Annotated in this window: 7 protein-coding genes and 1 pseudogene; 5 read left to right on the top strand and 3 right to left on the bottom strand. The window is 67.3% G+C overall.

The window, feature by feature from the left end:
* Positions 1-119: 119 nt before the first annotated feature.
* From K3M35_RS13805 to K3M35_RS13795, 3 genes and pseudogenes are all read left to right on the top strand, one after another.
* Positions 120-1,150: pseudogene (locus tag K3M35_RS13805) on the top strand (cytosine permease); the annotation flags it as partial.
* Between the two features lie 6 nt (positions 1,151-1,156).
* A complete protein-coding gene (locus K3M35_RS13800; RefSeq protein ID WP_220666557.1) occupies positions 1,157-1,828 on the top strand; it encodes an aspartate/glutamate racemase family protein in 672 nt (223 codons plus the stop codon).
* Between the two features lie 19 nt (positions 1,829-1,847).
* Positions 1,848-2,282 (top strand): GNAT family N-acetyltransferase, encoded by a 435-nt coding sequence (locus K3M35_RS13795; RefSeq protein WP_019289985.1) that lies wholly within the window; start codon positions 1,848-1,850, stop codon positions 2,280-2,282.
* Between the two features lie 51 nt (positions 2,283-2,333).
* Here the strand turns inward: K3M35_RS13795 and K3M35_RS13790 are convergent, their stop codons facing one another.
* Both K3M35_RS13790 and K3M35_RS13785 read right to left on the bottom strand, forming a co-directional pair.
* Entirely contained in the window at positions 2,334-3,200 is an 867-nt protein-coding gene (locus K3M35_RS13790; RefSeq protein WP_220666556.1) for an oxidoreductase, read from the bottom strand.
* Positions 3,190-4,179, bottom strand: coding sequence for an alpha/beta hydrolase family protein (locus K3M35_RS13785; RefSeq protein WP_051121583.1), 990 nt, complete (start codon positions 4,177-4,179; stop codon positions 3,190-3,192). Before K3M35_RS13785 ends, K3M35_RS13790 begins: the two co-directional genes overlap by 11 nt.
* 175 nt (positions 4,180-4,354) lie before the next feature.
* Between K3M35_RS13785 and K3M35_RS13780 the strand changes: the two genes are divergently transcribed.
* Both K3M35_RS13780 and K3M35_RS13775 read left to right on the top strand, forming a co-directional pair.
* Entirely contained in the window at positions 4,355-5,275 is a 921-nt protein-coding gene (locus tag K3M35_RS13780) for a pseudouridine synthase (RefSeq protein WP_024103044.1), read from the top strand.
* Between the two features lie 28 nt (positions 5,276-5,303).
* Positions 5,304-5,810, top strand: a complete 507-nt coding sequence (locus K3M35_RS13775) for an SRPBCC family protein (protein WP_006551738.1) — start codon at positions 5,304-5,306, stop codon at positions 5,808-5,810.
* Positions 5,811-5,856: 46 nt separating this feature from the next.
* Here the strand turns inward: K3M35_RS13775 and K3M35_RS13770 are convergent, their stop codons facing one another.
* Positions 5,857-6,402 carry a flavodoxin domain-containing protein gene (locus K3M35_RS13770; protein ID WP_220666555.1) on the bottom strand — a complete coding sequence of 182 codons (546 nt, stop codon included), beginning with the start codon at positions 6,400-6,402 and terminating at the stop codon, positions 5,857-5,859.
* Positions 6,403-6,555 lie beyond the last annotated feature (153 nt).

Raw genomic sequence — 6,555 nt, 5'->3', positions numbered from 1 at the left:
AGTGCCTCTCTCGATGACGGATACTTGACCTTCGACAAGCCAAGAATCCACTACCGGACAGGCACTTCCGTGCTTTACACGCCGGGCTCAGCCCGCATGAGAGGAAATCTCCAGGCTAGCCCAGCCAGGTCACGGGTGCGCCCTATCCGGTGATCTGCCGCAGCGTCTTCGGCGTCCTCGGCGCGAACATCCCCGCGATCATCCGCGGTCTGATCGCGGTGGCGTGATACGGGATCCAGACCTTCCTCGCCTCGGCGGCACTCGACGTGGTGCTGATCAAGCTGTTCCCCTCGCTCGCACCCTATGCCGTGGTCGAGGACTACGGGTTCACCGGCCTGTCCGTACTCGGATGGGCCAGCTTCCTGACGCTCTGGGTGCTGCAGGCCTGCGTGTTCTGGCACGGCATGGAGTCGATCCGGCGGTTCATCGACTTCTGCGGGCCGGCCGTCTACGTCGTGATGTTCCTGCTGTGCGGTTATCTGATCTCCCAGGCCGGTTGGAGCGCAATCGATCTGACCCTCGGTGAGGTCACGCACACCGGATGGTCGTCGGTGCCGGTCATGCTCGGCGCGATCGCCTTGGTGGTCTCGTACTTCTCCGGCCCGATGCTCAACTTCGGCGACTTCTCCCGGTACGGGAAGTCCTACGCCGCCGTCAAGAAGGGCAACTTCCTCGGTCTGCCGGTGAACTTCCTGGTCTTCTCGCTGCTCGTGGTGATCACCGCGTCGCTCACGCTGCCCGTCTACGGCGAACTGATCACCCCGTGGAATCTGTACGACAACCCCGAGGTCATCCACTACACCCTGAAACCCTGGGCGCGTTCATCGGTCCGCTGTTCGGCATCCTCATCGCCGACTACTACCTCGTGCGCAAGCAGAAGGTGATCGTCGACGACCTGTTCACGATGTCGGAGAAGGGCGCGTACTTCTACCGCAAGGGCTACAACCCGGCCGCGGTGATCGCGACCGTCGTCGGCGCCGTGGTAGCGATGATCCCTGTGCTGTTCAACGATGCGCCCGGCATGGGAACCGCCGCCCAGTACAGCTGGTTCATCGGCTGCGGTCTCGGTTTCGTCGTCTACCACCTGCTCGCGACCCGCACCCGCCTCGCAGTCCGTCTCCCCGACCGGGTCGCACAGGAAGCAGTCTGATCCTCCATGTTCATCAAGGTCGTCAACCCGAACACCACGTGGTCGATGACCGCCACGATGGGCCCACCCTCGATCGAGAGCCACTACGACGAGGCGCTCGCCGTGCCGGGCATCCTCACCGAGATCGAGAAGGGTGAACGCGACGGCGTCGACGGCTACGTCATCGCGTGTTTCGGCGATCCCGGGCTGGACGCGGCGCGCGAGCTCGCCGGCGGGCCCGTCGTCGGCATCGCCGAGGCCGCCATGCACACCGCCGCGGTCCTGGGGCGCGGATTCTCCGTCGTCACGACGCTGGCCCGCACGACCGGACGCGCGTGGGACCTCGCGCACCGCTACGGCATGCGCGACGCGTGCCGGGGCGTGCACGCGTGCGACCTGCCGGTGCTCGCCCTCGACAGCGATCCCGACGCACGCAAGATCGTCACCGAGGCGTGCCTCGACGCCCTGTACGAGGACGGTTCCGACGCCATCGTGCTCGGCTGCGCCGGGATGGCCGACCTGTGCGCGCACATCTCCGCGGAGATCGGAGTGCCGGTGGTGGACGGTGTCGCGGCCGCGACGCTGACCGTGCAGTCGCTGGTCACGATGGGGCTGGCGACCGGCAAGCGAGGAGAGTTCGCGGCTCCCCCACCGAAGCGCTATGCGGGACTGCTCGACGGGTTCACGACGGGCGGGTGAAGCCCCCTACGATCGGGACGTGCCGTCCATCCACCATGCACCGCTGAGGAAGACCGACCCCGAGAGCCTGTACCGGATCATGGCTCTGCGGACCGACGTGTTCGTCTTCGAGCAGGGCATCACCAGCGAACCGGAACTCGACGGCCGCGATCTCGACCCGACCACCGAACTGTTCTGGACGCGGGAGGGCGATGAGGTCCTTGCGACGCTGCGCGTGCTCCACGACGACGGGGACATCGCCCACATCGGCCGTGTCGCCACCGCCCGGCACGCACGCGGGCGCGGCCTCGCCGCGGAGCTGATCGAGGCGGCGCTCGGGACCTGTCCGGGAGTCGTCGACATCTCGGCGCAGGCGTATCTGGAGCACTGGTACGCGCGATTCGGGTTCGTGCGCACCGGAGCGAACTACCTCGAGGCCGGGATCGACCACGTGCCGATGCGCCGCACCCCGTGACCACAGGGCGCCCGTCGGGGTGCGGTCACGGGGTGCGGGCGACGACGCGTATCAGCCGATCTCGAAGTGGACTCCTGTGAGTTTCTCCGACAACTTCCACAGCCGCGTCGAGGTCTCGCGGTCGCGGGCGCGACGCCCCACGCCGGCGACACCGGGCGCTCCGTAGAGCAGGAGACGCGGACCGATGTAGCCGCCCGCGATACCCGGATCGGAGGCGGCGAGCACGACCGATTCGGCCCCCTGGTCCGGGGTGCGCTGCAGGATCGTCTTGCCGAAACCGAACAACCGGTCGAACCACGTCCCCGTGTGACTGCCCACCTCGGTCGCCGCGTAGCCCGGATGGGCCGCGACGGCGCGCAGCGGTGAGCGGACCGCGGCGAGGCGTCGTTCGAGCTCGAGCGCGAACAACAGATTCGCGAGCTTCGACTGTGCGTACGCCGCGGCGCGGTTGTACGGGCGGCGTTCCCAGTTGAGGTCGTCGAGATCGATCCGGCCTATCAGGTGGGCGGCGCTCGACACCGTGACGATGCGGCCGGTGATACGCGGCAACAGCAGTCCGGTCAGGGCGAAGTGTCCGAGATGGTTCGTTCCGATCTGCATCTCGAACCCGTCGGCGGTGCGACCCAGCGGCACCGCCATGACCCCGGCGTTGTTGACCAGGACATCGATCCGGCGATCGGCGAAGGCGTCTGCGAAGGCACGGATCGCCGAGAGGTCGGCGAGATCGAGCGACATCATCTCGGCCCGGGGGCCGATCTCGTCGGCGATGCGCTTGCCCCGGTCGACGTTGCGACCGGCGAGGACGACGGTGGCGCCGGCAGCCCCGAGGGCGCGGGCCGTCGCTTCGCCCACACCGCTGGTGGCCCCCGTCACGACGACGGTGCGGCCGACCAGCGATGTGGTGGCGTCAGGCGCCAATCGAGGATTTGAGCATCGGGAGCATCGCCCACAGCTCGTCCTGCCAGTAACCCCACGAATGGGTACCGACGATCGGGAACGAGAAGTGTGCGGTATCGATACCCAGGGTCAGCAGGCGCACCTGGAAGGCGCGGTTCTGCGTGCGGGCGAGCGCTTCGAGACCCATGGCGTTGGTCGTGTTGAAGCTGCCCACGAGCGAGTTCGGCCGGTCGTACTGGCCGGGCAGACCGCTCGCCGCGGAGACCCACATCGGCAGTCCGCGCATCTGCGGCGCCGCGACGAACGGGTCGTGACGCAGCCACGCCGAGTCCCAGGGCGGTCCCCACATCGCGTCGGCGTTGTATCCGCCGGCGTCGAGCATGGCGAGACGGATGGCCTCGCGCATACCGGGGGCCGAGAGGTTGAGGTAACCCGAGAGGGAGCCGGCGAACTTGAACTGGTCGCGGTGGTAGGCGGCCAGGATCAGCGCCGCGTTACCGCCCATCGACAGGCCGACCACCGCGTTGTTGTTGCGGTCGATGCCGTAGACGTTCGCGAGATGGTCGGGGAGGTTCTGGGTGAGGAAGGACTCCCACTTGTAGGTGTAGGGCTGGCCGTTGAAATTGCTCGGCGCGTACCAGTCGGCGTAGAAGCTCGACTGTCCGCCCACCGGCATGATCACGTTGACGCCGTGATCGGCGAGCCACGCCGCGTTTGTCTCGTGTTCCCAGCCGCTCACATCGTCGGTGGCGCGCAGACCGTCGAGCAGATAGACGGCCTTGTTGCTGCCGTTGTTCGCCCGCCAGATGCGTACCTTGATCGCCCCGACCCCACCCGGGGCGGCGACCATGTCCTCGTGGAAGCGATCGTACGGATCGGCCGCAGCCGTGCCGGCGCCGAGCCCACTGAACGCGAGCGCCAGCGGAAGGACCAGTGCCGCCACCAGCAGCCGCACGAGAGCGCGTCCCCCCCGCCGACGTGTTCCGGTTTTCGCCGACATCGTCACAACATGCTCCCCTTGCACTCCAGTAACATTCTTCACTTCCGTCCCAGGGTATCGACGGTGCAGAAACCTTAAGCAGGCTTGCACACAATCGTTATCGTGGAAAGTCCGGCAGCGTTATCGTCGGGCCTTCGGCGCTCGCATTCCGGGCGCACCGCTAACCTCACGACCCGTGCCCGAAGCTCCCCTCCCCGTTCGCGACGGCCTGAACCCCACCCGCCTGCGACTGCCGGAAAATCCCAGCTGGGAGACCATAGCGGAGTTCCTGCTCACACGCTTCCCGAACGATGCGGCGCGCATCGCGGAGAAGATCGAATCCGGCGAAGTGGTCGTACAGGACGGCACAGCGGTCACATTTTCGACCCCGTACGTCCCACGCGAATTCGTGTATCTCTACCGTGACCCGCCCGCCGAACCGCGCGTCCCCTTCGAGATCGACGTCCTCCACCGTGACGAGAACCTACTCGTCGTGGACAAGCCGCACTTCCTGGCGACCACCCCGCGTGGTTCCTGGGTGACGGAGACCGCCGTGGTCCGGTTGCGCAAGGATCTGGACCTGCCCGAACTGTCCCCCGTTCATCGGCTCGATCGGCTCACGGCGGGCGTCCTGGTGTTCACCGTCCGGCGCGAGGCGCGACGCGCGTACCAGATGCTGTTCGACCGGCGTCTCGTCGAGAAGGAGTACGAGGCGATCGCCCCGGCCGCGCCGCGCCTCGACTTCCCTCGCGAGGTCCGCAGCCGTATCGTCAAGGAGCGCGGCGTGCTGCAGGCCCGCGAGGTCGACGGTCCCGTCAACGCCGTGACCTCGATCGAATTGGTGGACACGGCCGACGACCGTGCGCGTTACCGTCTGCGTCCCGAGACCGGCCGGACGCATCAACTCCGGGTACACATGAACTCGCTCGGAATCCCCATTCTCGGCGACAACCTCTATCCGGAGGTGTACGAGCTCGAGCCACAGGATTATTCGAATCCGCTGCAGCTTCTGGCCAGATCCTTGTCGTTCCACGATCCGATCACAGGTCGGCCGACCCGCTTCGTAAGCCGACGAAACCTGGCAGCATGGAGTAACAGCACACCAGGACCCCGCTGACCGGCGAGTTCTCGTCTTGGAGGTTTCCATGGAAATCGGCAGCATCTCGCGTACCTATGACGGGCGGGTGGCCCTGCGGTTCGAACGCTCGTTCCCCCACCCGCCGGAGAAGGTGTGGCGGGTCCTGACCGATCCGCAACATCTCCGCGCCTGGTTCCCTGCCGACGTCGAGTTCGCGCTCACACCCGGCGCCACACTCGAATTCCGCTCGACGCAGGAACAGACCCGCCGTTTCGGCCTACCCGAAGGGCACACCAGCATGGGCAGTGTCCTCACGGTGCGGCCCGCACGGATCCTGGAATACCTCTGGGACACCGACGTTCTGCACTGGGAACTCACTCCGGACGGCTCCGGCGGGTGCTGGCTCACCCTCACCCACACCACCGACGACGAGGAGGACGCCCTCGCACACGGCGCCGCCTGGCACGCCGGGTTCGAGGTGGTCGAGGCCCAATTGGAGGAACGCCCGGTCGACTGGTCGATCTGGGACCGCGCAGCCGAACTGAGCACGCACTACCAGGGCAGCTCGGGCTGATCGCCCGGCTCGGGACTCGGGCCGATCACCCGGGTGGAATATCCGCCTAGCGGCGCGCCCCACGTCGCGCGGGAGCCGAACCGATGCCGTCGAGGTCGCGCTCCCGCGCGGTCGTGCGCGCCACGATGCGCGCACCCCAGGCACCGATCGCGTCCCAGTCCCGGAAGTCACCGGAAGGGGCGCCGACCATCCTGACGACCATCCGTTCGCCGGTGCCGAGCACCGCCGGATCCAGCTTCCCCGGGAAGGTGCGATGTTCGACGGCCTCGATGCGTTCGGCGACGGCGCACGCGTCGTAGCACGTGTTCACCGACCTCCCGCCCGAGGCGACGGGACCCGACGAGAACAGGTAGACGTCGCGTTCGCGCAGTTCGGCCGCGTGCCGGTCGGAGAACTCCCGCGCGCTGCGCAGCCAGCGACTGCGGTAGACGGCGCTGCCGAGCATCACGACGTCGTACGCGTCGACCTCGTCGACGTGCTCGGGCGCGTTCACGTCGACCTGCGCGCCGTGGTGGCGCATCGACGCGGCCAGCGCAGTCGCGATCTCCGCGGTCGAACCGTGCCGACTGGCCACCGAAACAAGAACCTTCATCACTACCTCCGGACCCGCGTCGAACCATGATCGCCCCGAAACCGGGCCTTGACCAGGGCCGAAGTGCTCTTTGCCCGGTATCGGCAGATCACAGTCGGACGAATCCCCTCATATCGGACCGCGTGGCAAGGTGGAGGCAACGCGCACCGAGAG

The organism is Rhodococcus sp. DMU2021, from assembly GCF_019641445.1.
In the GTDB taxonomy this organism is placed as follows: Bacteria; Actinomycetota; Actinomycetes; order Mycobacteriales; family Mycobacteriaceae; genus Rhodococcus; species Rhodococcus pyridinivorans.
Note: the sequence above shows the minus strand (reverse complement) of the source record. Positions and strands in the feature narration are given on the sequence as shown.

What these genes read in the sequence shown, in the direction of transcription:
- K3M35_RS13770 (WP_220666555.1), bottom strand. Translation starts at nt 6,402, where the DNA reads ATGAAGGTTCTTGTTTCGGTGGCCAGTCGGCACGGTTCGACCGCGGAG.
- K3M35_RS13800 (WP_220666557.1), top strand. Translation starts at nt 1,157, where the DNA reads ATGTTCATCAAGGTCGTCAACCCGAACACCACGTGGTCGATGACCGCC.
- K3M35_RS13785 (WP_051121583.1), bottom strand. Translation starts at nt 4,179, where the DNA reads ATGTCGGCGAAAACCGGAACACGTCGGCGGGGGGGACGCGCTCTCGTG.
- K3M35_RS13775 (WP_006551738.1), top strand. Translation starts at nt 5,304, where the DNA reads ATGGAAATCGGCAGCATCTCGCGTACCTATGACGGGCGGGTGGCCCTG.